The organism is Aureimonas psammosilenae (assembly GCF_009176975.1).
GTDB classification, from domain to species: Bacteria; Pseudomonadota; Alphaproteobacteria; order Rhizobiales; family Rhizobiaceae; genus Plantimonas; species Plantimonas psammosilenae.
Genome location: NZ_WEZG01000013.1, coordinates 84,655 through 106,426, shown reverse-complemented (window position 1 = coordinate 106,426; position 21,772 = coordinate 84,655). Strand labels below are relative to the sequence as shown.

Sequence of the window (21,772 nt, the reverse complement as noted above, 5' to 3'; positions counted from 1 at the left end):
CGACGCGATCTTCATTGATCGACATTGGATTGCTTCCTTGAGCTTCAGGAAATTCTGCGTCGACTCATCCAGGCATCAGACAATGGACCCCAGCGAACGCCGATAGGATGAGTGCCGCTGCGGTCAGCTTTCGCGGCTCAGGCGCCGGACATTTGCTTGAACGATCGCGCGATAGCCATCAATCATGTCGTCGAACGAGCCGCCCGACATCATGACGCCAGCCGCTGCTCCGAACGCGTCGAGCTTCTCGCGTACCATCAGAACAGACTCGTCGATTGCAGCGCTTCCTCCCAATCCCAGATGATACAGCCGCAACTGAGCGGCTTGCTGAGATTCGACGGCGAGGAGCATCAGGTTGGAAGCAGACGAGAACGGTGGGATCATTTTGGCTCTGCGCTTTTCTGACGAACGAATTCCAGATCAGCCATTGTCCGCCAGCTAGCTTCCGCCTTGGTGTGCTTCTTTCGGACGTTCGCGAGGGGGGAGCGTACCGCTGCTTCCCGACACTCCAGCGCACGATCCAGATAGAACTGCGCGAGCAACGCCTTCATGGTGCGACCCGATCCAACATGGTCGACAACCGAACCGCATTCGCTTGGTCTTCAAGGTCCATACGGCTCCGCCGAAGCCGCCTCTCATTCATTGTAACCACGATGCTCCGCATTTCGGGACTTTGAAGGCAGGGGAATGGCTCGGAGACGAGATGCAAATGCGGGGCGCGGGTGGGGACAAGGCGAGGATCGAACATAGGGCACCTCATTGATGGAAGAACTGGATAGAGCTTCAGAATTAGACGAGCTGGTCAGAACGTCTTGCCGTTCATCCACTCGCGCACGACGACGTCGGCCTGTGACCTGAGAAGGCCTGCTCGATCTCTCACCATCGTCGTGAGCTGCTGTTCATTGTGAATGGTCGTCAGATCGTAGCGGGTCAGGAACGGCCAGCGCTGCTGAGCTTCCAACATGTAACCACGTTTGCGCGCGACGGTTTCGTCGCTCTCGCCACCTCTATTTCCGAACATGAGACTGAGCTCCGGAGGGCGGAAGCACCAGAGGCACGGGTCACGACCAGATCGAAAACCCATATTTCTTCAACGACCTCACCACAGAGATGGGACTATGAAGCTGAATAGCAAACGAAACTTGGCGGTCTCCCTACTGATGTTTGTTCGGTCAGGAGATGAGCGGGAGTTTATTTCGATGATTTGGTGAGCGAATACAGCGACCGGCCCGAGGACTGTGTGAGACGCCGGGATTTCCAAAACTGTTGCTCAATCTGGAGGATCTTGGGTCCGCGGTCGCGACGCAACGGACATTCCGCTCGCATGGTGAGCAGTTCGCGGCATCAGCCCAACGAGCATAAGGTATGGCGCACTGCTGTCATAGGTGTGCTGGATCAGGTTGGCGCTACCCAGACTGCACCATCCATCAGTGATCTCGATTCAGCGAACGACCAAGCGTTACGTCGTGCGCATCACTTGCTGAAGACCACTGAGGCCCGAGGAAGGCGACTCCGCTTCGGATTCAGCGCCAGGATCTACGGCGTCCTCTTCCTCCTCTGTCCGTAACCCCAGCAGCTTACCTGCAAGGTAAGCATTCAGATCGCCCCCCACGGTCTCAAACAGTTCGTCCTCGCTCATGCCTTCGTCGGCAGCTTCCTCGATTGCGATGGATGCCAAATCTGCGGACGGGCTCTGGCCGGTGGCCGCGAACTCTTCGATCAGGTTGTCCAGGAAATCCTGCGCCCTCAAGCTCATTCCGAAATCCTCTCGTCGTTGGATAACCTACGCCGCGCCTTCGTTTGGTCACCAGCGGCGCTGTCGTATTTCTAGGCGTTGCGAGCAGTCATATGAGCGTCGATTTTCCGACGGGAAGGTCCGTAGCGCTTGATGATGGTCTTCGCCTCGCCGATGGGCATTCCGAACTTTTTCGCAAACGCTTCCGGCTCATAGGTTTCCTCGGCAACGGCTTTCTTCGAGTCCTTGCTGGCGGATTTGCTGCTTGTCATGATGGTTCCTTTTCCGGTGCATTGCCCTCGGTGTCGGGCTGATCCTTCGCCGCCTTCGCTGCGGCTTTCTCAGCCTGCTTATCGGCCTTCTTCACCGCTTTCGCCTTATCCCGCTCGCGACGTTCGAAATCGAAGTTCGGCTTTTTCATCTGCATCGCTCAGGTGCTTCGGTCGCCGACATATGGAGATGATTGATGGATAAGACAGGGACGCTTCCACAGCGCGACCGTTCAGCTGGATGCTCTGCCGCTCCGTTCCCATCGCTTCTGTAGTCCGACAAGATCGTAGTTTCGTAAGCGAGGTGAGTGATGGAAAGGAATTTGCGCCCGACCTTGGCTGAACAGGTAACGCCAGCATCACTGTTCCGCTCGCTTCGTCTGGAGCAAGGCAAGCGTAGCGCACGACGCGTCCCAGCGGCGACCCAGCCCGTCCGTTCGCCCTCCACAGCCCGAGGCAGACCACCGGCAGGCGTGGGGAGGCATGCAGAGGCGCTGTCCAGTATCGCTGCCGAGTTCGGCATCACCATCGTCTCAACGTCCCGTCGGCGCCGGCCGGGTGAGACGCACGCCGCCGGCGCCCTGGAGGAAATCCTGCGTGATCATGGCGCCGACCACCTTCGGCAGGTGATGCGCCTGGTGCGCGAGACGGGTCCGAACCGCGAGGGGCTATGGTCGGAAATCTTCGCCGCCGTGTCGGACGTGCTTGTGTCGATCCCGGCATGGAAGGACCGCGAGCCCGAACTGTCCGAAGCTCTGAATACAATCCATCTCGAAAAGGCGCGAGAGAAGGCCGTCAGCTTGCGGCCGTGGCCCGTGCGAGGTTCCTTGCGCGTCTTGCTCTGGATCGCGCTGGAGGAGCGCCTGGGACCGGCAGCCTGAGAGGCAGCAAGCTTTACTCGCCCGTCAGAGCTGGGGGTAGGTCTCGACTTCGGATTTGCCGAAGGGACCGGCACGAACTCTCGCTCACGAAAGGATGTCGATTTCCCTCCTATTTTCCCTCGCGGGCCTCATTCGCTTGTTCACACGTTCCGTGCTCGTGCTAATCCAGCCGCATGCTAACCCACATCGACGTTTTCGATTGCCAGGCTTGCGGGGCTTGCTGCTCTTTCTCAGCCGACTGGCCGCGTTTTTCGACCGAGACTGAAGCCGAGATCGACAACATCCCAGCATCGATGATCTCGAAGAATCTCAGCGGTATGCGCTGCAACGAGGCCCGATGCTGCGCGCTCACCGGAGTTGTTGGTCAGAACACCGGATGTTCGATTTATCGACATCGTCCTGCGGTCTGCCGAACGTGCGTCCCAGGCGACGCTGAGTGCATCCTTGCTCGTTCAGCGTTCGAAAACCTCGGTGGCGCAAGTCACTAGCAGCCTTCCGCTTCGTCCACGATGCGGCTCCCCGCGAAGCGAGCATGCTTGTCCAGCCGGTTGTGCAGATGAATCTGCGGCCAAGTGAGATCATGCCATCGAAGGCTCACTCCGCCAGCCCTTCCTCGATCACGGGCCGCCCGGCCGCGCATAGCCGTACCCAGCCGGCGCCCTGCCATCCGAACGAGACCGTCGCTAAGCCAAGGTCGATCAGCCCGAACGCGGTCACGAGCATTCTGTCGGACAGGCTGGTCATCCGAACGCCGACACTGTCCGCATGGTCCTATTCGTCATCAAGACGCTCGAGCAGCAGGATCTGCGCGGGCGTGAGATCGGAGAGCTGAGCGGTCATCGAATGTCCTGCCGGCGTTGTTCGATCCAGCCTACAGCGACTTCTCGTAGACGCGATAGGACTTGTAGGGCGGCCCTGCCATCGTCTCGCACAAGTGGCGCATGGCGCGATTGTCCTCCAGAACCCACGACATCTCGATCCGGTCCATGCCGAGCTTCACGGACTCGCGGCCCAGAGCGTTCATAATCATGAGCGGGAGCACACCACCGAGAGGCGTTCGAGCATACCGCTTGCGCACGCCCATCAGCGGAACTCGCGAAGTCTTCGTGCCCGTCACCTTCAGACGCCATAGCAGCTTCGCCCAACCCAGCGGCAAGAGCGAGCCGTCGAGGTCGCGGATCGCCTCGTTCAGGTTCGGAAGGCAGACGCCGAAACCTGCTGCCTTCCCGTCGACCTCGACGATCTGGACGAGTTCGCTGCGGATCAACGGCTTGAGCGACTTCGCAAGCGCCTCCAGGTCGAGGTTGTCGAGCGGAAGGAAGTTCCAGTTCTCCGACCAGGCGTCGTTGAAGATTGAGACGATCGCGGCCAGTTCTTCATCGTATCGCTTCCATTCGAGCTGGCGCAGAACGACACCGCGCCTCGCCTGTCGGCCTACGAGCCGTTCGGCCCAGGCCGGCGTGTCGGTCGGTGCGTTGAAGAGGTAGGCGTAGACGTCTTTGGCCTTGGCGTAGCCCTGTTCCTCAATCCTTGACGGCTGCCAACGCGGATTGTGCGGCATCAAGAGCATGGGCGGAGTATCGAAGCCGTCGACGAGTGTTCCGATCTCCTCGTTGATGGAAAGGTCGAAGGGGCCGAGAACGTGGGTCCGACCCATCGCCCGCAGCCAGTCCTCAGCCGCACGAAACAGAGCGGTGAAGATCGCCGGATCGTTCTCGGCCGAAAGCAGGCCGAAATGACCGGTGCCTTGGACGCGGCGGTCAACCTGCGCGCTGATGCGGCCGACCATTCTCCCGTCCCTCCACGCGGTCAGGAACCGGACGTCGGAATGTCTGAAGAACGGATTGTGCTTCGGCGATAGCGCTTCGCGCCGTTCCATCGCGAGTGGCGCGATATAGGCTAAATCGCTCTTCTGGATCCGGTTCGGCAGCGCGATGAAGGCGTCGAGGTCCTTCGGCGAGGACACCGTTCTGATCTCGATCAAGCGATGGTCTCCGCCAGCGACGCGACTCGCTCGCATCACCTTCCTCCATGCGTATCCTCGCCCTTTGAGCGAGGACCCGCAATCCTCCCGGAAAGCCGAACTATGGTCCTAGCCTCCCATCGGCCGAAGACGGCCAAATCGACTGTGTGATCTTCGGCGATTAGCTGCCGACCGGGACACCAGCAGCTGCGAGCCGTTTGGTGTGCTGATGAGCTGAGTGATCCTGCCGTAGGGTGTTGCCATGATAGCAATGCCTTCGTGCTCGCCTGGGCGGGCGGGCTCGAAACGACGGACAGCCTGTCCGCTGTTTTACCCGGCCGTGGGGTGGTGAAACGCCACCCCATCCCGAGGGGCCCACTCCAACCTGAGCATAACCCCCCGACACTGTTCACGGTGAACAGTATGGCGCGACCTAGTAGGGCCGCCCCTACCAAGTTGCCCGAACTGGTAGCGGCGCTCCCACCAGTTTGCGCGACCTCAGGCCGGTGCCGATCCGAAGTGTCCCAACCTTGGGACACTTTCCGGCAATCCGGTGCTGGCGCCCACACCCAATTCAATCTTACGCTCTGATCGAATTTGTGCCCGAGAACCTTCAGCGAACAGGCTGCTACCATTCTGCTACCCAACTCGGTAGCACACGCCAATATTTGACAGGACAAAGCCGGATAGGGAAGGGGCCAATACCCTGACACAGCGGGTTTTCACGACACAAGGCGGGACGAGGGGGAACGGCTGCAACCGAATTTCAAGACCGGTGCCTTCAACCGCTCGGCCACCCATCCGTGCCGTCTATGTCGCTTTGAGGTTGGAAGATCGCCGCGCGCGGAGCGCTTGGCAACCCCGATCCCCATCCGAACGGTATGCCATTCGCCTTTACAGTTCGCCGAGGTCTGCCGTCAACCGACCTCGGTTCGTAGCTGGAGCAGGTGGCCCATCAAACTCCATTAAGACCGTGTCCGACATTCGAGCCGGTCCGCAGAGGGGATTGTAACAATATGTGATCGTCGGTTCAAACACCGCCAACTATGGCGAGAAGTTGTCCTAAACTGGGCATGTGGTGTGCGTCTAGAAGCTACCCCGTCGATTGTCTGCGCAAATTGCGAATGCCGCTTCAAACGACAAAGACACGCATCTACAGAGACTTATAGGAAAAATCGTTCGTTCGATCTAGACGGCTCGATGGATCACCGGGAATGGTTGCCACCGTTCGGCTTTCATGTTGCGGCAAAGACGCGGTCAATAAAGGAAGTTTGCAGGGAGCTTTGGATAAGCTCCGCGAGACCGGTTGATTCGTGTTTTCACGACTTGTTAAGAATTACAGCCGAGGGAATGTGCCGGGGGAAGCGTCGCGCAGCCGACGGCGGCAGTTCCCGCAGTTTGGGTCGGGGATCGTTCGAATGCTTTTTACCGATAGGCGCCTTCGCAAGAGCATCGCGGTATCTGCCTTCGCGGCCACCACGCTTCTGCTCACCGGATGCCAGTCGGAAGGCAAGCGCGAGACGGTCGAGCGGATCAAGAGTGACCCGAAGGAGCGCTTCACCGAGTCCCAGTACGGCGTGAAGGCCAGCCCGCGCGTCACCGATCTTAAGAAGGTCCCGAAAGGCGGCGGGCGTGAGCAGGTCGGGCGTCCCTACAAGGTTCGGGGCAAGTGGTACTATCCCAAGGAACAGCCCGGCTACGTGAAGGTCGGCAACGCGTCCTGGTACGGGTCCAGTTTCCATGGCCGCCTGACGGCAAATGGCGAAGTCTACGACATGTTCGGGCTGTCGGCGGCCCACCCGACCTTTCCGCTCCCGTCCTATGCGCGCGTCACCAATATCGAGACCGGCGCGAATGTCGTGGTGCGCGTCAACGATCGCGGCCCCTATGTCGATGATCGCATGATGGACCTTTCCTCGGAGGCCGCGCACATGCTCGGCTACAAGGACGACGGCCTCGGTCATTTGAAGGTGGAATATATCGGCAAGGCGCCCTTGGAAGGCGACGACACGCCGATGCTGATGGCGAGCTATCGTCCGGGCAACGCGAAGCCTTCCGTCAATGATGGCCTGCCGTCGGGCGTGATGCTGGCCATGAACGAAACTCGTAGCCCCGGCTATTCATCGACATTCGCGGCCCCGAAGCCGCAGGGTCTGCCGGGCGTTCGGGCGCAGGGCGACGTTGCGGGCGCGGCGACGAGCATCGACGACATCATTCGCGGCGCCGCGGCGACACCGGCCGGACGGGCGGTCTCCAAGCCGACGCCGCGCCCGAATCTTCCGATGTCGGTGGCTTCCTACGCGCCGAGCGTATCGCCGGCCGCGAAATCCGGTTCGGTGGCCGCGCTTGCGGCGCTGGCCCGCCCAACCGGCGCCAAGCCGCAGCGTATCGAACTGGGCTTTGTTTCCGCCGCACTCGTTCTGCCGGAAGTCCGCCGCGCAGCCGAAAGCCGGGGCGGGCGGCTGATCGCCGATTCTTCCGAAGGGTCGGTGAGTTATTCGCTCGAAATTCCCGCCTCTGCCGATGCCGATCTCGTGCTTAGGGATCTCTGGAAGGCGGGCGCGACGGACGCCTTCGTTCTGCGGGACTGATCGACGTTTCTTCTGTCGCTGCCGGTGGCAAGTGCGCTATCTTCGTGCTCTGAGAAATGCCGATCTGGCTGCACGCTTCGATGACGTCCATTCCCCGATTATCTCCTCGTCGTGCGCGCCCTGCGAAGCGTTCGCATCGCCGCGCAATCCTCAGTGCTCTCCTCGCAGGCCTCGCACTTTCCACGTATGGCGCGGGCACGCCGGCACGAGCGGCCGATGCCTGGGCGCCGCAGCAAACCAAGGCGCGGGAAGCGCTGGTTGTCGACGGAGAGACAGGCGCCGTGCTGTTCGAAAAGGACGCCGATCGGGCGTTCGGGCCGGCGTCGCTTGCAAAGCTGATGACGATGGAAGTCGTTTTCGAGGCCGTGGACGGCAAGAAACTGCCGCTCGACCGGACCTTCCCCGTGAGCGACCATGCCTGGCGCACTGGCGGCGCGCCGTCCGGCACCTCGACCATGTTCGCCAAGCTGAAGTCCGAGGTGCCGCTCGACGCGCTGATCCGGGGAACGATCGTCCAGGCCGCCAACGACGCGGCGATCGTGATCGCGGAAGGAATGGCCGGATCGGAGCAGGCCTTCGCGGGCTTGATGAACGACCGGGCCCGGGCCCTCGGCCTGAAGGGATCGACCTTCGTCAATCCGACCGGCTTGCCGGCCGATGGCCAAAGCGTCACCGCGCGCGATCTCGTCGCGCTCGCCCGGCATATCGAGGAAGCTCACCCCGAGCTCTACGAGATCTATGCGGAACCGCAGTTCGAATGGAACAAGATCACCCAGCGCAACCGTAATCCCCTGTTGCAGGAAGGGGTTGGCGCAACCGGCATGGGGACGGGCTATACGGAAGCGTCCGGCTACTCCATCGTGGGGGTCACCGCGCAGAACGGCCGCAAGACCTTTCTCGTTCTCGCCGGCTTGACGTCCATTGCCGACCGGCAAGCAGAGGCGAGAAAGATGATCGCCTGGGCCAACGACGCCTTCCGCCGCGAAAATTTGTTCGCGAAAGGCCAGACGGTCGGTCAGGCCGCCGTTTACGGCGGCCTCGCGCCCTCCGTTCCGTTGGTGACGAACGAGCCGGTGGTCGCCTTCGTGCCGAAAAACAAGGCGGAAAGCGCCAGCGCGCGGATCGTCTACGAGGGGCCGTTGACGGCCCCTGTGGAAGCGGGACAAAAACTCGGCCGTCTCGAAGTCCTGATCGACAACCGGGTCAGCGTTTCCTACGACGTTCTCGCAGGGGCGAAAGTGGAGCAGGGCACGTTCGCAGGCCGTGCGCTCGACGCCGCGCAGGAACTCGCCTTCGGTTGGATAAGGACGCTTTGATGCCGGGCCGAGCGTGAACGGTTTCCTCATGACATTCGAGGGCGGGGAGGGAAGCGGCAAGTCGACCCAGATCCAGCTTCTCGCCGAACGTCTTCGGCGTGACGGACACCCGGTGGTGACAACACGCGAGCCGGGCGGCTCCGTGGGAGCCGAGGCGCTGCGGCACGTCATTCTATCCGGCGAGGCGAGGGCGTTGTCGCCCGATCTGGAACCGCTTCTCTTCGCGGCAGCACGGATCGATCACCTCGAATGCGTGATCAGGCCGGCCTTGCGGCGCGGCTCGGTCGTGATCTGCGATCGGTTCATCGACTCGACCCGCGTTTACCAGGGTGTCGGCCCGGCCGAGCTTCGGCTGGTGGAGGAACTGGAAAGGGTGTCGGTCGGCGAGACGATGCCGGACTTGACGGTCGTTCTCGACGTTCAAGCGTCGGAAGGCCTGAAGCGCGCGGCGCGCAGGCGCGGCGATGCCGGCGCGGATCGCTTCGAAAGCGAGGCACTTGACGTTCACGAACGTCGGCGTTCCCGTTTCCTCGACATCGCCGCAAAAGAGCCCCGCCGCTGCGTCGTCGTGGATGGGTCGAGGACGGTCGGCGATGTCGCGTCCGAGATCGCCTTCCTGGTTCTCGATCGGATCGACAGCCGGCGTCTCGAAACCGGCCTCGGTGCGGATGGCGGCGAGGGCCGCTGATGTCGGATATCGATACCACCGCGCCCGAGCACGACGCCCTGGAAGGCATTCCATCGCCCGCCGAAACGGACTCGGTGTCCGGCCACGAAGCGGCCCTGGAGGAATTGCGGCAGGCCGAAAGCAGCGGGCGGATGCATCATGCATGGCTGCTGCAGGGCCCGCGCGGCATCGGCAAGGCGACCCTCGCCTTCGCCTTCGCGCGCCACCTCCTGAAAGGACCGGATGCAACAACGGTGGCCCGGCAGGTCGCCAGCGGGTCTCACCCCAATCTCCTGCACATCACCCGCCCGCCCGCCGACCGGGGCGGGTTCAAGACGCAGATCACCGTCGACGAGGTCCGGCGGCTCAATCGGTTCTTTCAAACCACGGCCGGCAACGAACAATGGCGCGTCCTGATCGTTGATCCGATCGACGATCTGAACCGCAATGCGGCGAACGCTCTTCTGAAGACGCTGGAAGAGCCGCCGGAGCGTTCGCTGTTTCTGATCGTCAATCACCTGCCGGGCCGCTTGCTCCCTACCATCCGCTCCCGCTGCCGCGTCCTGCGTATCGAGCCGCTCGGGCTCGACACGCTGCGCGCCGTTCTGGCGGGCCTCGGCCTGCCTGGGACCGCAGCCGACATCGGCTCTGCCGCCGAACGCGCCGATGGCAGCGTGCGCGGCGCGATCATGCTTCTGACGAGCGGTGGGCTGGAAATCGAAACGCGCATCGACGCGCTGCTTTCGGCCCCGCAGCCCGAATGGCACGGCATCCAGGCGCTCGCGGAGGAAGTGACGCAACGCGGGCGCGAGACCGCCTTCGACCTGACGGTCGCGACCTTGTTCGCCAAGCTGGCCAAGACCGCCGAAGAGGCCGCGAACCGAGGGCGAGGGGACCTCGCCCGACAATGCGCCAAGCTCTACGAGGAGGAAACGCTGCGCTTTCGCGAAGGACTCGCCTTCAATCTCGACCGAAAGCAGATGCTGATCACCCATCTCCAACGTCGCTTTACCGCGTTGAAGCCCACCGCTGCCAATTGAGACCGGCGGACCGATCGCCTATAGGGCAGAACGACATATGATCTCCGATCGACGAGCCCGATGGCCGAACGCTTTTATCTGACCACCGCAATTTCCTATCCGAACGGGCGGCCGCATATCGGCCACGCCTATGAACTCATCGCGACGGATGCGATCGCCCGCTTCAAGCGGCTCGACGGCTACGACGTGATGTTCCTGACGGGCACCGACGAACACGGCATGAAGATGCTGCAAACCGCGCGGAACGAAGGGATCGAGGTCAAGGCTCTGGCGGATCGCAACGCCGCCGAGTTCAAGCGCATGACCGAGGCGATGGGCGCTTCGAACGACGACTTCATCCGCACCACGGAAGAGCGCCACAAGCGCGCCTGCCAGGAGATCTGGCAGCGCATGGCCGATGCCGGCGACATCTACAAAGATGCCTATTCCGGTTGGTATTCCGTGCGCGACGAAGCCTTCTACGCGGAAGACGAGACGCACGAGCGCGCCGACGGCGTGCGCTACGGCCCGCAGGGAACGCCCGTGACCTGGGTGGAGGAGGAAAGCCACTTCTTCCGCTTGTCGGCCTTCGGCGAGCGGCTTCTCGCGCATTACGAGGCCGATCCGGATTTCGTCGGGCCGAACGAGCGTCGCAACGAGGTGATGTCCTTCGTGCGCCAGGGCCTGCGCGACCTTTCCGTTTCGCGCACGACCTTCGACTGGGGCATTCCGGTGCCCGGCGACGAGAAGCATGTGATGTATGTCTGGGTGGATGCCCTCACGAACTATCTGACCGCGACCGGCTATCTCGAAGGCGGCGAGCGCCGAGACTTCTGGCCGGCGGATCTCCATGTCATCGGCAAGGACATCGTGCGTTTCCACGCAGTCTACTGGCCGGCCTTCCTGATGTCGGCGGGGCTGCCGCTGCCGCGCCGCGTCTTCGCGCACGGCTTCTTCTTCAACAAGGGGGAGAAGATGTCGAAGTCGGTCGGAAACGTGGTCGATCCGTTCTCGCTGGTCGCCACTTACGGCCTCGATCAATTCCGTTTCTTCGCGCTTCGCGAAGTGCCCTTCGGCCAGGACGGCAACTACTCGCACGAGGCCATCGTCAATCGGACGAATTCGGAACTCGCCAACGATCTCGGCAACCTGGCGCAACGCTCCTTGTCGATGATCGCCAAGCATTGCGACGGCAAGGTTCCGACGCCCGGCGAGTTCTCGCCGGCGGACGAGGCGATCCTGTCGGCGAGCGGGGGTCTTCTCCTGTCGGCACGCGAGGCGGTGGACCGGCAGGAATTGCATGCGATGCTCGCGCCGATCTTCGCGGTGGTCGCGGAAGCCAACCGTTATTTCGCGGCCCAGGAGCCTTGGGCTCTGCGCAAGAACGATCCCGCGCGCATGGCGACGGTTCTGTTCGTCACGGCCGAAGTGCTGCGGCGCGTCGCGATCCTTCTGCAGCCGGTGATGCCGGAAAGCACCGCGAAGCTTCTCGACATTCTGGGCGTCGCGGCGGACGCGCGCAGCTTCACCGAGCTGACGCCGGACGTTCGCCTGACGCCGGGCACCGCGATGCCGGCACCGACGGCGATCTTCCCGCGCTACGTGGAACCGGACGCCGCCTGATGGCCGGCACCTTCCTTGTCGACAGCCATTGCCACCTGGACTTCGCCGATTTCGACGAAGACCGGGACGCGCTGATCGAGCGCGCCCATCAGGCCGATATCCGCCTGATGGTGACGATCTCGACGCGGGTTTCGAAAATGGCGCGCCTTCTGGAACTGACGAACCGCTACCCGAGCGTCTATGCATCGGTCGGAACCCATCCGCTGAGCGCTGGCGAGGAGCCGGATCTCGGCACCAGGGACTATGTTCGTTGGAGCCGCGAGCCGAACGTCGTGGCGATCGGCGAGGCGGGTCTCGACTACTTCCACGAGGGCGCACCGCCCGCCGTGCAGGAGCGCGTGTTCCGCCGCCAGATCGCTGCCGCGCGCGAGACCGGATTGCCGCTCGTGATCCATTCGCGCGACTGCGACGACGACATGAGGCGCATTCTGGAGGACGAGACCGCACAAGGCGCGTTCGGCTTCGTCCTGCACTGCTTTTCGGCTGGCCGCCGGCTCGCCGAGCATGGTTTGGCTCTTGGCGGCTATGTCTCGTTCTCGGGCATTCTGGCCTTCAAGCGCTCGGAAGAGCTTCGCGCCATCGCCGCCGACATCCCGAACGACAGGCTTTTGGTGGAAACGGATGCGCCGTATCTCGCGCCGCCACCGAACCGCGGCCGACGCAACGAGCCGGCCTTCGTTCGCGACACCGCGACCGCGCTTGCCGAGGTGAAGGGCATCACGCTGGACGCACTGGCGCAGCAGACGTCGGACAATTTCTTCCGGCTCTTTTCCAAGGTGCCGGACCCTCGGGCGACATCGGTTTCGTCTTGAGCGGGCTCTTACGCCTCACGATCCTCGGATGCGGTTCGTCGCCGGGAACGCCGCGCATCACGGGCGACTGGGGCGCTTGCGATCCGAGCAATCCGCGTAACCGCCGACTTCGCGCCTCGGCGCTGGTTCAGCGCATCACGCCAACGGGCGAAACCAACGTCCTGATCGATTGCGGGCCGGACCTTCGCGAGCAGATCATCGGCAGCGGCATCCAGCATCTCGACGCCGTTCTGGTGACGCACCCGCACGCCGACCACACCCATGGGATCGACGACCTTCGCGGCTTCGCGCTGGATCTGCGACGGGTGATCCCGGTCCATGCCGACGATGCGACCTATGAGCGGTTGTTCGAAGGTTTCCGCTATTGTTTCGAACGCGCACCCGGCAGCGCCTACGATCCTATCGTGCGGCGCGTGGCGATCGAAGCCGGCACGCCGTTCCAGATCGCGGGCGGCGGGGGCGTGCTCGATATCCTGCCGGTTCGCCAGGAACATGGGCGCATTCATTCGCTCGGCTTCCGGTTCGGGCCCTTGGCCTATTGCAGCGACGTCAGCGATTTTCCGCCGGCTTCCGTCGCGGCGCTTGAAGGCGTCGGCCACGTGGTCATCGATGCGCTTCAATACACGCCGCATCCAAGCCATTTGTCGGTGGATCAGGCGCTTGGCTGGATTTCGCGCCTCGGCGCGCGCAGCGCGACGTTCACGCACATGCATACGCCGCTCGACTACGAGACGCTCGCCACCGAACTGCCGGACCATATTCGACCGGCCTATGACGGCATGGTTCTCGAATTTCCAGTGGACTGAACGCCGGCTTCGGCTCGGCGGATAGAACTTCTTTATTCTCACCGTCGCAGGATCGGCGATCATGTTGGTCGGTGCCGTAGAGGTCGACGCTTGATCGAACGAAAGTGGCTCTGGGCCGTCGGGATCGACGGGACAGGGCGATGCTGACCCGGCACGACCAACCGCATCCCATTCCATTCAGCCCAGTATCAAATGTTCCATAATCTATCTTATGCAACTTTTGATATAGCCTATCGACGCCGTTGACGGCTGAGGCTATCGAGGCTTTGGTCCCCCCTGCCCATTGAGACCTTGCGACCGCGCTTTGCGCCTTCAAATGAATCCCGGAGTTTCCCATGCAGCCGTCTCGCGATATCCGACGCTTGGTCGACATCATGGCGGCGCTACGCGATCCCAAGACCGGATGCTCTTGGGACGTCGAGCAAAGCTTCGAGACGATCGTGCCCTACACGCTGGAAGAAGCCTACGAAGTCGCCGACGCGATCGAGCGACATGACGCGGAGGATCTGCGCGAGGAACTCGGCGACCTGCTTCTCCAGGTCGTTTATCACTCGCAGCTCGCCGCCGAGCGCGGGCTCTTCACCTTCGAGGATGTGGTCGAAGGCATCACCCGCAAGATGGTTCGCCGGCATCCGCATGTGTTCGGCGATGCGGTTGCCCGCAGCGCTGGTTCGGCCAAGGGCCAATGGGAGCGCATCAAGGCCGAAGAGCGCGCGGAAAAAGCTGCACGGCGCAGCGATCTCGCCGCGCGCGTCGATCCCTCAACGGAATGCGACGATCCATGGTCGGGCAACGCTGCGGAGCGGCCGAGACAGCTTCTGGACGCGATCCCGCCGAACTTCCCGGCGCTCATGCTGGCGCTGAAGGTTCAGGAAAAAGCGGCGAAGGTCGGTTTCGACTGGGATGCCGCCGAACCCATTCGCGAGAAGATCGAAGAGGAATTCGAGGAGTTCGACGCGGCTTTCGCCGAGGGCGACCGCGACGAGATGGAAAAGGAGTTCGGTGACATCCTCTTCAGCCTCGTCAATCTCGGTCGGTTCTACAAGCTCGACCCGGAGAAAGCGCTGCGCGGCTGCGTCGTTAAATTTCGCGACCGCTTCGGCTATATCGAGGAAACGCTGGCTCGGCGTGGGCGAAGCCTCGACGAGGCCTCGCTTGCCGAGATGGAAGCACTATGGATCGACGCGAAGAGCCATCGATCCAAAACAGCTCAGCCGGCGGTCGAGACCACCCGCACATCCGGATAACGGCTGCTTAACCGGCGAAGCTCGGCGCGGGCCTGCGTGGTCATGCCTGCATTCACGAGAACGCTGCCATCCTCGCGGTCGGTGCGCTCATGCACCGAAGCGTTCTCGTAGATCCACGGCAGGATCGGCAGACTGTCGGGCGGAATGTCGAGCGCGACATCGCTGACCGAGCCGGCAACGCGCGTTTCGATGTCGGCGAGAAGCGCCTCGATCCCTTCGCCGGTAACGGCGGACACGAGATGAACCTTCAGGCCATGGCTGCCGCTTTCCGCCGCCGTGGCGATCTGCGCGCGCGCGGCCTCGTCCAGCAAATCCACCTTGTTCCAGACCTCGACAACATGGTCGGCGTCCGCCGTATCGATCTCGAGATCGGCGAGAATCTTGTTCACGTCGGACGCCTGCGCAGACGCGTCGTGGTTCGCCATGTCGCGCACATGGAGCACGAGTTCCGCTTCGATGACCTCTTCGAGCGTCGCGCGGAACGCCGCGACGAGATGCGTCGGCAGGTCCGAGATGAAGCCCACCGTATCGGACAGGATGACTTCTGTTCCGTGCGGCAGCGTGATCCGGCGAAGCGTCGGGTCGAGCGTCGCGAAAAGGAGATCCTTCGCCAGCACTTCGGCACCGGTGATGGCGTTGAAGAGCGTCGACTTGCCCGCATTGGTGTAGCCGACGAGCGCGACCACCGGATGCGGCGCTTTCTTGCGCTTGGAGCGATGCAGGCTGCGCGTGCGACGAACAGCTTCAAGCTCGCGCTCCAGCCGTCCGATCTTCTCCTGAAGCTGGCGCCGGTCGGATTCGATCTGCGTTTCGCCGGGACCGCCCAGGAACCCCGCGCCACCGCGCTGGCGCTCGAGGTGGGTCCAGCTTCGCACCAACCGACCCTTCTGATAGTTCAGATGGGCAAGCTCGACCTGGAGGCGGCCTTCCTTGGTGCGGGCGCGGCGACCGAAGATTTCAAGGATGAGGCCTGTCCGGTCGAGGACCTTGGCGCCCAGTTCCTTTTCCAGATTGCGCTGTTGCACAGGCGTCAGCGGATGATCGAAGATCACCAGACCGATCTCCTCGGCCGCGACGATGCCCTTCAGTTCCTCGACCTTGCCAGCGCCGATTAGCGTCGCCGGCCGCGGTTTCGAAACCGAAACGATCGTCGCGGAAACGATGTCGAGATCGATGGCGGCGGCGAGGCCGACGGCTTCTTCAAGACGGCTTTCATCGGCACGCGGCACGGTGTCGGCGGCTTCGTCGGGTGCCGGCCACTGGCGCAGGACCGGGACCACGACCCCTGCCCTCGTCGCCACGGACTTGTGCTCGATCGGCTGCCTCGGACGCCGGTCCTCGTGTTCTGCCAAATGCTGTGACCTTATTCCTCGGGCTCGTACATATGCACGGGCTGCGACGGCATGATGGTGGAAATCGCGTGCTTGTAGACGAGCTGCGAATGCCCGTCGCGGCGCAGAAGCACGCAGAAATTGTCGAAGGACGTCACGACGCCGGTGAGCTTGACGCCGTTGACGAGAAATATCGTGAGCGAAATCTTCTGCTTGCGGACGGTATTGAGGAACTGGTCCTGGAGGCTCTGCGGGCGTTCGGCCATCTGGCGTCCGTCATTATTGTTGGCGAATCCCCACTCGGCGCGGGGCTCTCGCATGTTTTGGTTTTGCTGCGTAGCACCGAGCCGCAATGCGGCGCAACCACCCTCAGATGCCGAGCGACTTGAGCTTCCGGTGGAGAGCGGAACGCTCCATGCCGACGAACTCGGCGGTGCGGGATATGTTGCCGCCGAAGCGGTTGATCTGCGCGACCAGATATTCCTTTTCGAACACTTCGCGCGCGTCGCGAAGCGGCAGGGCGAGAATGCGCCCGTCCGCCTGAGATGGGGTGCGCGGCAGCATTTCGCCAACTTCGCTCGGCAACATATCCACCGAGATCGCCGCGCCGTCGTCGTCGCGCGACAGGATCATCAGGCGTTCGACATTGTTGCGAAGTTGCCGGATGTTGCCGGGCCAGTCGCTCGCCTGCAGAACGGCCATCGCTTCGGAGCTGATGTCCTTCGGCCGGATACCGGTCTGGTCGCCGATCTGCTTCATGAACGCCTCGATCAGCAGCGGAATGTCGGCGCGCCGCTCGGCCAAGGGCGGCACGATGATCGGCACCACGGACAGGCGGTGATAAAGATCCTCCCGAAAGTTCCCTTCGGCGATCATGGACTCGAGATTGTGCGAGGTGGAGGAGATGATGCGCACATCCACCTTCACCTTCTTGGCGCCGCCGACGCGCTCGAAGGTCTGGTCGGTCAGAACGCGCAGGATCTTGTTCTGCGTTTCCCTCGGCATGTCGCCGATCTCGTCCAGAAACAGAACGCCGCCATGCGCTTCCTCGAAGGCGCCGACCTTGCGCTCGACGCCCGGCGGCGTTTCGGTGCCGAACAGCTCCACTTCCATGCGCTCTGGCGTGATGGCAGCGGCGTTCAGCGCCACGAAAGGACCCTTCGCGCGGGACGAACCGGCATGAAGGGCGCGCGCCACCATCTCCTTGCCCGATCCCGAGGGCCCCAGAATCATGACGCGGCTGTTGGTCGGCGCGACGCGCTCGATGTTGGAGCGCAGTTGGTTCATCAGATGCGAGCGGCCGATCAGTTCCGAAAAGTCGGATGAACGACGGCGCAAGTCTGAGACCTCGCGCTTCAGCTTGGACGTTTCCAAGGCACGCTCGGCGACCAGCACCAGACGGTCGGCCTTGAACGGCTTCTCGATATAATCATAAGCCCCGCGCCGGATAGCGGAAACGGCGGTCTCGATATTGCCGTGGCCCGAGATCATCACCACCGGCACTTCAGGATGCTGCGTCTTGATGGCTTCCAGAAGATCCAGACCGTCGAGCCGGCTTCCCTGCAGCCAGATGTCCAGGAAGACCAGCCGAGGCACGCGGTCGGCGATCGACTGCAAGGCCGCATCGGAATTTCCGGCGATCCGTGTCTCGTGGCCTTCGTCCTCCAGAATGCCGGCCACCAGCTCGCGAATGTCGGCTTCGTCGTCGACGATGAGGATGTCCGATGCCATCAGTTCGCATTCCCTTCTTTTTTGTCCTGCCGAACCTCGGCACCCTCGCCGGCCGCCAGATCCGCCGCCGGAAGCCGGATGCGCACCATGGCGCCCTGCGGCGCATCCGGAGCGTCATCCAGTTCGATCGACCCGCCATGCTCCTCGATGATCTTGCGCACGATCGCGAGTCCCAGCCCCGTCCCCTTCTCGCGCGTCGTCATATAGGGCTCCAACAGACGGTCGCGATCCTCCCGAGGAAAACCTTTGCCGTTGTCGATGATTTCGATGCGGAACATCGCGCCGTCGCGCTTGGCCGATATGTGGATCTTCGGTTCTGCAATTTGCGCGCCCTCGAAAGCCTCGGTCGCGTTCTTCACGAGATTGCCGAAGGCCTGGCTGAGAAGGCGGATGTCGAAAGAGCCGAGCATCGGCTCGTCGTCGTATTGCGTGGTGAAACGGATGCCGTGATCGCCCATCTCGCGCATGAAGACGGCTTCCTTCAAGGCCTCGCGCAGATCCTTGGCTTCCATCCGCGGCTTCGGCATACGCGCGAAGGTCGAGAACTCGTCCACCATCCGGCCGATGTCGGAGACCTGGCGATTGATCGTGTCGATGCAGCGATCGAAGATTTCGCGATCACTCTCGACATATTTGCCGTAGCGCCGGCGGATGCGCTCGGCGGAAAGCTGGATGGGCGTCAGCGGATTCTTGATCTCGTGGGCGATACGGCGCGCGACATCAGCCCAGGCGGAAGAGCGCTGCGCTTCCACGAGATCCGTGATGTCGTCGATGGTGACGACGCTGGAATGGCGGCCGACGACGTTTTCTTCGGACGTGACGCGCACCGTCAGCACCCGGTCGCGATCCCGGATACGCAGCTTCAGTTCTTCCTGATGCTCCGCCTTCCTGGATGACCCAGCCGCGCGGTGGGTCCGCGCGATGGCCGGGAACAGGTCGGACAGATTCCGGCCGACGGCGTCCTCCCCTTTGATCGACAGGATGCGCTCCGCCGACGGGTTCAGCATCGCGATCGTGCCGTCGTTGTCGACGCCCATCACGCCGGCGGTCACGCCGGAAAGCACGGCTTCCGTGAAGCGACGCCGCTCGTCGAGAACGCTGTTGGTCGCAACGAGTTCGTCGCGCTGACTGCGCAGTTGCAGCGTCATGTTGTTGAAGGTGTTCGACAAGGAGCCGACATCGCCGTCCGAATTTCGCACCGGGACGGACACGGCGAGATTACCCTCGCTCACCTCGTCCGCCGCTGAAATCAGGAGGCGGATCGGGCGCACGATCCGGTCGGCGACGCCGATGCCGGTCCAGATGGCAGACAGAAGCACGATCAACGCGATGCCGAGATAAAGCAGCGCGAAGGCGATCTGCGTGCCGATCCGATTGCCCTGTAGATTGCGATACTCGCGCGAGCGCTCTTCCATCAAACGCAGCGCTGCGACGACCTGAGGATCGAGCGGGCGAATCGTGTAGAGATAAACGTCGCCGAGGGATTGAAGCTTCAGCACCGCACCGACGAGATTCGTTGCGCCCGGCGGAATGAAGACGAGCGTCCCGGACTTGGCGCGTTCCAGGGTCTCCTCCGGCGGGGGCGGCAGCGGCTTATCCACCGCGATGTCGGCGGAAAGGACGGGAGTGCCGTCGGGGGAGAGGATCTGCGCGCCAAGAAGCGAACGCCCCCTCGCCTGTTCCGTAAAAAGGTCATGGAAGCCGGTTCGGTCGAGATCGTAGAGCCGGCGTTGCGAGTCGAGGTCATAGCGCATGGACAGGGTCGAGCCCTGCAGATTGCGCGCGTTCTCGTTCACATAAGCGTGGGCGACGCTCACGGCGGAATCGACGATGGTGCGAGTGCGTATTTCGAACCAGCGGTCGAGCCCGAGATCGAGCGTGATGCTGGCGACGATGGCGACGAGAATAGCCGGGATCGCCGCGACGATGGCAAAGAGGATCACGATGCGCACGTGAAGACGGGATGCCGCCTTGCCTTGCCGCCGCGCCCGCAGCATGCGCGCAACCTCGCGGGCGATCAGCCCGCAGAGCAGAAGCACGAAGGCCCCGTTCACGACCGAGGCGATCGTCACGACCCGGCTGTCCGGCTCGATTGGGGTCAACCCCATCAGAACGACGAAGGAGATCGCCCCGCTGATCATCGCGCCGGCCACGGCGATAATGCCCGGCACGAGCATGAATCGGCGACGCTCCCGAAAGAACGGCGCCGGCTCGACAGGCAATGCAGATTGGGCAGACATCAGGCGAAGCCGCTTGGATCACATCTCTTCGTTGCTACTTTGCAACGATTTGTGTCCAAAATGCAACGAACGCGTCTGATTTTATTTATCGAAGGGAACGGACCACCGAGATGTCGAGGTCGCGAATCTTCTTGCGAAGGGTGTTTCGGTTCACCCCGAGAAGGTCCGCAGCCTTTACCTGATTGCCCCTCGTCGCCGCAAGGGCGGCGGCGATCAACGGATATTCCACGTCGCGCAGAATACGGCCGTGCAGCCCGACGGGCGGTAGGTCTTCGCCGAACGACGCGAAATATTCGGTCAGATAGCGTTCGACCGAGGCGCTGAGATCGACGGGCTTCGAGCCGTCCACCGGCGCGTCGAGCGTGCGGGCATGGTCGGCCGCGAGTTCATGCTCGATGATCTCCGCCGATATCTCGTCCTGAGGGTAGAGGGCGGCGAGGCGCCGGATGAGGTTTTCCAACTCGCGCACGTTGCCCGGCCAGTGATAGCGGCGCAGAACGTCGAGAGCGGCGGGCGTCAGGATTTTGTGTGGAAGCCCTTCCTTCTGGACCTGCTGGAAGAAGTGTCGCGCGAGGTCCGGCAGATCCTCGATGCGTTCGCGCAGCGGCGGCAGGCGCAACGGCACAACGTTCAGGCGGTAGAACAGGTCCTCGCGGAACAGCCCCCGTCCGATGAGCTGGCGCAGGTCCTTGTTCGTCGCCGCGACGATTCGAACGTCGGTCGCGATCGGGGTGCGCCCGCCGACCACCGTGTATTCGCCCTGCTGCAGAACACGGAGCAGGCGGGTCTGGGCTTCCATCGGCATGTCGCCGATCTCGTCCAGAAACAGCGTTCCGCCTTCCGCCTGTTCGAACCGGCCGCTGGAACGGGCCTGCGCGCCGGTGAAGGCGCCCTTCTCATGCCCGAAAAGTTCCGATTCGATCAGGTCGCGCGGAATGGCCGCCATGTTGATGGCGACGAAAGGCCCCTTGCGGCGGCGTCCGTAGTCGTGAAGCGCGCGCGCGACGAGTTCCTTGCCGGTGCCCGATTCCCCGGAGATCGTGACCGTCAGGTCCGTCTGCATCATGCGCGCCAAAGCGCGATAGATGTCCTGCATGGCCGGCGAGCGGCCGATCAGCGGCATGTTCTCGCCGGCATCCTCACCGTTCGGCACCGCCGTCTTCGGCTCGGCCAAGGCGCGGCGGACGATGGAAACCAGCTCGGTCAGGTCGAAGGGTTTGGGCACATAATCGTAGGCCCCGCGCTCGGACGCCTTGATGGCCGTCATGAACGTGTTCTGCGCGCTCATTACCACGACCGGCAGCTCGGGCCGCAGATTCTTGATGCGCGGCAGGACATCGAAGGCGTTGCCGTCCGGCATGAGAACGTCGGTGATCACGAGATCGCCCTCGCCCGCCGAAATCCAGCGCCAGAGCGTCGCGATGTTCGAGGTCACACGAACCTCGAAGCCCGCCCGCATCATGGCTTGGGAAATAACGGTACGGATCGCGGCGTCGTCGTCGGCAACCAGGATCTGTGCGGCGGAAGCCATGCTCGTTCGT

22 protein-coding genes are annotated in these 21,772 nt (G+C 62.8%); 10 read left to right on the top strand and 12 right to left on the bottom strand.

From position 1 onward, the window contains the following. Window positions 1–123 precede the first annotated feature (123 nt). From F9929_RS19510 to F9929_RS24130, 5 genes are all read right to left on the bottom strand, one after another. Window positions 124–384 carry a hypothetical protein gene (locus tag F9929_RS19510; protein WP_235919443.1) on the bottom strand — a complete coding sequence of 87 codons (261 nt, stop codon included), beginning with the start codon at window positions 382–384 and terminating at the stop codon, window positions 124–126. A 418-nt stretch (window positions 385–802) separates the two neighbouring features. Further along, window positions 803–1,021, bottom strand: a complete 219-nt coding sequence (locus tag F9929_RS19505) for a hypothetical protein (RefSeq protein WP_152048229.1) — start codon at window positions 1,019–1,021, stop codon at window positions 803–805. A 438-nt stretch (window positions 1,022–1,459) separates the two neighbouring features. After that, complete coding sequence (locus F9929_RS19500; protein ID WP_152048228.1) at window positions 1,460–1,756, bottom strand: hypothetical protein; 297 nt, start codon at window positions 1,754–1,756, stop codon at window positions 1,460–1,462. A 71-nt stretch (window positions 1,757–1,827) separates the two neighbouring features. Further along, on the bottom strand, window positions 1,828–2,007 hold the full coding sequence (locus F9929_RS19495; protein ID WP_152048227.1) for a DUF3606 domain-containing protein: 180 nt from the start codon (window positions 2,005–2,007) through the stop codon (window positions 1,828–1,830). Continuing rightward, window positions 2,004–2,162 (bottom strand): hypothetical protein, encoded by a 159-nt coding sequence (locus F9929_RS24130; protein WP_193227838.1) that lies wholly within the window; start codon window positions 2,160–2,162, stop codon window positions 2,004–2,006. Before F9929_RS24130 ends, F9929_RS19495 begins: the two co-directional genes overlap by 4 nt. A 153-nt stretch (window positions 2,163–2,315) precedes the next feature. On the opposite strand from F9929_RS24130, the gene F9929_RS19490 reads away from it, so the two are divergent. After that, entirely contained in the window at window positions 2,316–2,885 is a 570-nt protein-coding gene (locus F9929_RS19490; RefSeq protein ID WP_152048226.1) for a hypothetical protein, read from the top strand. Window positions 2,886–3,058: 173 nt separating this feature from the next. After that, on the top strand, window positions 3,059–3,373 hold the full coding sequence (locus F9929_RS19485) for a YkgJ family cysteine cluster protein (protein WP_152048225.1): 315 nt from the start codon (window positions 3,059–3,061) through the stop codon (window positions 3,371–3,373). A gap of 106 nt (window positions 3,374–3,479) precedes the next feature. On the opposite strand, the gene F9929_RS24125 is transcribed toward F9929_RS19485, so the two are convergent. Together F9929_RS24125 and F9929_RS19480 are read right to left on the bottom strand one after the other, a co-directional pair. After that, window positions 3,480–3,629, bottom strand: coding sequence for a hypothetical protein (locus F9929_RS24125; protein WP_193227831.1), 150 nt, complete (start codon window positions 3,627–3,629; stop codon window positions 3,480–3,482). Window positions 3,630–3,756: 127 nt separating this feature from the next. Next, on the bottom strand, window positions 3,757–4,869 hold the full coding sequence (locus F9929_RS19480; RefSeq protein WP_235919442.1) for a dATP pyrophosphohydrolase: 1,113 nt from the start codon (window positions 4,867–4,869) through the stop codon (window positions 3,757–3,759). A 1,397-nt stretch (window positions 4,870–6,266) separates the two neighbouring features. On the opposite strand from F9929_RS19480, the gene F9929_RS19475 reads away from it, so the two are divergent. The 8 genes from F9929_RS19475 to mazG all read left to right on the top strand — a co-directional run bounded on the left by F9929_RS19475 (window position 6,267) and on the right by mazG (window position 14,929). Continuing rightward, window positions 6,267–7,439, top strand: coding sequence for a septal ring lytic transglycosylase RlpA family protein (locus F9929_RS19475; RefSeq protein WP_152048223.1), 1,173 nt, complete (start codon window positions 6,267–6,269; stop codon window positions 7,437–7,439). Window positions 7,440–7,585: 146 nt separating this feature from the next. After that, window positions 7,586–8,755 carry a D-alanyl-D-alanine carboxypeptidase family protein gene (locus F9929_RS19470; RefSeq protein WP_407922259.1) on the top strand — a complete coding sequence of 390 codons (1,170 nt, stop codon included), beginning with the start codon at window positions 7,586–7,588 and terminating at the stop codon, window positions 8,753–8,755. Between the two features lie 28 nt (window positions 8,756–8,783). Beyond that, on the top strand, window positions 8,784–9,443 hold the full coding sequence (gene tmk, locus F9929_RS19465; RefSeq protein ID WP_152048221.1) for a dTMP kinase: 660 nt from the start codon (window positions 8,784–8,786) through the stop codon (window positions 9,441–9,443). Continuing rightward, entirely contained in the window at window positions 9,443–10,462 is a 1,020-nt protein-coding gene (locus tag F9929_RS19460) for a DNA polymerase III subunit delta' (protein WP_152048220.1), read from the top strand. Before tmk ends, F9929_RS19460 begins: the two co-directional genes overlap by 1 nt. Before the next feature lie 60 nt (window positions 10,463–10,522). Next, window positions 10,523–12,064: a methionine--tRNA ligase gene (gene metG, locus F9929_RS19455; RefSeq protein ID WP_152048219.1), complete on the top strand. Its 1,542-nt coding sequence runs from the start codon at window positions 10,523–10,525 to the stop codon at window positions 12,062–12,064. Then, window positions 12,064–12,876 (top strand): TatD family hydrolase, encoded by an 813-nt coding sequence (locus tag F9929_RS19450; protein ID WP_152048218.1) that lies wholly within the window; start codon window positions 12,064–12,066, stop codon window positions 12,874–12,876. The genes metG and F9929_RS19450 overlap by 1 nt, the downstream gene beginning before the upstream one ends. Beyond that, entirely contained in the window at window positions 12,873–13,682 is an 810-nt protein-coding gene (locus tag F9929_RS19445; RefSeq protein WP_152048217.1) for an MBL fold metallo-hydrolase, read from the top strand. Before F9929_RS19450 ends, F9929_RS19445 begins: the two co-directional genes overlap by 4 nt. Before the next feature lie 335 nt (window positions 13,683–14,017). After that, on the top strand, window positions 14,018–14,929 hold the full coding sequence (mazG, locus tag F9929_RS19440; protein ID WP_152048216.1) for a nucleoside triphosphate pyrophosphohydrolase: 912 nt from the start codon (window positions 14,018–14,020) through the stop codon (window positions 14,927–14,929). Here mazG and hflX read toward each other — a convergent pair. The 5 genes from hflX to ntrC all read right to left on the bottom strand — a co-directional run bounded on the left by hflX (window position 14,893) and on the right by ntrC (window position 21,762). Continuing rightward, window positions 14,893–16,281 carry a GTPase HflX gene (gene hflX, locus F9929_RS19435; RefSeq protein WP_152048215.1) on the bottom strand — a complete coding sequence of 463 codons (1,389 nt, stop codon included), beginning with the start codon at window positions 16,279–16,281 and terminating at the stop codon, window positions 14,893–14,895. The two genes, mazG and hflX, sit on opposite strands and share 37 nt — an antisense overlap. Before the next feature lie 11 nt (window positions 16,282–16,292). Further along, a complete protein-coding gene (hfq, locus tag F9929_RS19430; RefSeq protein WP_152048282.1) occupies window positions 16,293–16,526 on the bottom strand; it encodes an RNA chaperone Hfq in 234 nt (77 codons plus the stop codon). A gap of 103 nt (window positions 16,527–16,629) precedes the next feature. Then, window positions 16,630–17,991, bottom strand: a complete 1,362-nt coding sequence (gene ntrX, locus F9929_RS19425; protein ID WP_152048214.1) for a nitrogen assimilation response regulator NtrX — start codon at window positions 17,989–17,991, stop codon at window positions 16,630–16,632. After that, the gene (locus F9929_RS19420; protein ID WP_152048213.1) at window positions 17,991–20,231 is read right to left on the bottom strand and encodes a sensor histidine kinase NtrY-like; all 2,241 of its coding nucleotides are present in this window, start codon (window positions 20,229–20,231) and stop codon (window positions 17,991–17,993) included. The genes ntrX and F9929_RS19420 overlap by 1 nt, the downstream gene beginning before the upstream one ends. Before the next feature lie 85 nt (window positions 20,232–20,316). Next, a complete protein-coding gene (ntrC, locus tag F9929_RS19415) occupies window positions 20,317–21,762 on the bottom strand; it encodes a nitrogen regulation protein NR(I) (protein WP_152048212.1) in 1,446 nt (481 codons plus the stop codon). Between the last annotated feature and the right edge of the window lie 10 nt (window positions 21,763–21,772).